This is a genomic window from Intrasporangium sp. (assembly GCF_035280925.1).
Taxonomy (GTDB): Bacteria; Actinomycetota; Actinomycetes; order Actinomycetales; family Dermatophilaceae; genus Intrasporangium.
The window spans coordinates 1-2,144 of the sequence record NZ_DATEEY010000012.1 but is presented as its reverse complement, the minus strand read 5'-3'; the positions used below and the strand labels follow the sequence as shown (position 1 = coordinate 2,144).

The 2,144-nt window shown below is 70.4% G+C and carries 1 protein-coding gene and 1 pseudogene; both read left to right on the top strand.

The genetic code is table 11. The features are described from left to right. A partial coding sequence (locus VJN29_RS01345; protein ID WP_324141633.1) for an OB-fold nucleic acid binding domain-containing protein occupies nt 1-1,122 on the top strand: 1,122 nt, incomplete at its 5' end. 97 nt (nt 1,123-1,219) lie between these two features. Continuing rightward, nucleotides 1,220-2,144: pseudogene (locus VJN29_RS01340) on the top strand (hypothetical protein); the annotation flags it as partial.

Below are 2,144 nucleotides of genomic sequence, written 5' to 3'. Positions count from 1 at the left end.
GATGCCGATCAGCTCCGTCAGGCGATGGGGTCGAAGCGCTCCGCGGAGCGGATGGAGCGGTTGCGGGTCCGGCTCTTCGAGGGGATGGCCACCCGCGGGATCACCGGCGAGGTGGCCGAGGCCATCTACGACAAGCTCGCCGCGTTCGCGAACTACGGCTTTCCCGAGAGCCACTCGGTCAGCTTCGCCTACCTCGTGTACGCGTCCTCGTGGATCAAGTACCACGAGCCCGCCGCGTTCTGCGCTGCGCTGCTCAACGCTCAGCCCATGGGCTTCTACTCGCCCCACACGCTCGTGCAGGACGCGCGTCGCCACGGCGTGGAGGTGCGCACGCCCGACATCAACGCCTCCGACTGGAACGCCACCCTCGAGCCCGTCGCTGCGAGCTCGCCCCGCGATCCCGACCTTCCGTCCACGTGGGGCTTCAACGGTCCGGCCGTGCGGTTGGGAATCTCGTCGGTGCGTCACATCGGCGACGACCTGTCCCAGGAGATCGCGGCCGGTCGGCCCTACGTCGACATCGAGGACGTCGCGCGCCGAACGACCGCGTCGCGTGCGGTGCTCGAGGCCCTGGCCACCGCGGGGGCCTTCGGGTGTTTCGGGGTGGACCGGCGTCAGGGGTTGTGGGTGGCCGGAGCGGCGGCAGGGTCACGCCCGGATCGCCTCGCGGGCACGGTCACGGGCATGACGGCGCCGACGCTGCCGGGGATGTCCCGGCGTGAAGAGGCGGTCGCCGATCTGTGGGCCACCGGGGTCTCGCCCGACGGTCACCCCACCCGGTTCCTGCGCGACCAGCTCGATGCGCTGGGAGTGTCCACGGCGACGGGCCTCCAGGCAGAATCGCCCGGGTCCAAGGTGCAGGTGGCGGGTGTGGTGACGCATCGGCAGCGTCCCGCGACCGCAGGCGGGACGATGTTCATCAACCTCGAAGACGAGACGGGCCTTGTCAACGTCGTCTGTTCACTGGGATGCTGGACGCGTTACCGATCCGTGGCGCGGGCCGCTCCCGCGCTGTTGGTCAGGGGAAGGCTGGAGAGATCGGAAGGGGTCACCAACGTGGTGGCTGAACGCATCGAACCGTTGGCCGTGGCGGCAACCGTCGGGTCGAGGGACTTCCGCTGATTCAGGTTTCGACCGTGACCGGCCGATAAAGACGAAAGCGACCTGATCCCCGCTACCTGCCGCTGTGATCCTCGATCCCTCCCGCCCAGGCGCTCGTGTGCGCGCCCTCGTCCTCGCCGGTGTCTTCAGCCTGCTCGCCGGGCTGTTCGTTGCCCCCGCAGCGGCTGCTCGCGCACCTGTGTCACCAGCGGCTCCGAAGCCCCACGCGGCGCCGACGACCACTGTGGATCCGGCGGCCCAGAAAGAGGCCAACGCCGACAAGCGGGCGGGACTCGATGCCGAGATCGACGCGCTCCGTGCGAGCGACGCCGAGATGCGAACCCGCCTGTCGGAGATCTCCGGCCAGCTCGACGCCAAGAAGGCGGAGCTGGCGTCCGCGAGTGCCGCGGCCGATCAGGCCAATGCCGGACTCGTGGCCGCGCAGGCTGCGGTGGAAGTCGCCACGGCCGAAGCCGTCCGGACCGAGGGCGAGGTCCGGCAGATGGCGATCGACGCCTACCTCAACCCGCCGAGCGAGGTGCTGGCCATGGTCCTGGTCTCGAGCAGCCTCGAGGAGGCGAGCCGGCGACGCTCGGTCCTCACGATCCGTGCCCAGCGGCGCGCCGTGATCCTCGATGAGCGACGTGTGGCCCTGGCCCAACAGGAGCAGGTCGAAGGCCAGGCCCGCACGGCGAAGGAGGCCGCCGATCAGGCGCGCGACGCCCAGAAGACGGTGGTCACCTCGCTCGAGCAGCAGCGCAGACAGCAGTCGAGCTTCGCCGCGGCGATCGACTCGCGCCTCGATGCCTCCCTGGCCGAGTCCGCGAGCCTGCAGGCGCTCGACGCGAAGTTGGCCAAGGAGATCGCTGACCGTGACCTGGCGTTGAAGCAGCAGGCTGACTTGTTGGGGGTGACGACGCCGCCGCCCCCGTCGCCCGCGCCGCCCCCGCCGACCACCACTCCGCCGCCACCGAAGCCGGATGCTCCGCTCCCGAGGGTTCCCACGCCGGCCATCCCCACCGTCGATGTGGTCAACGTCGGGG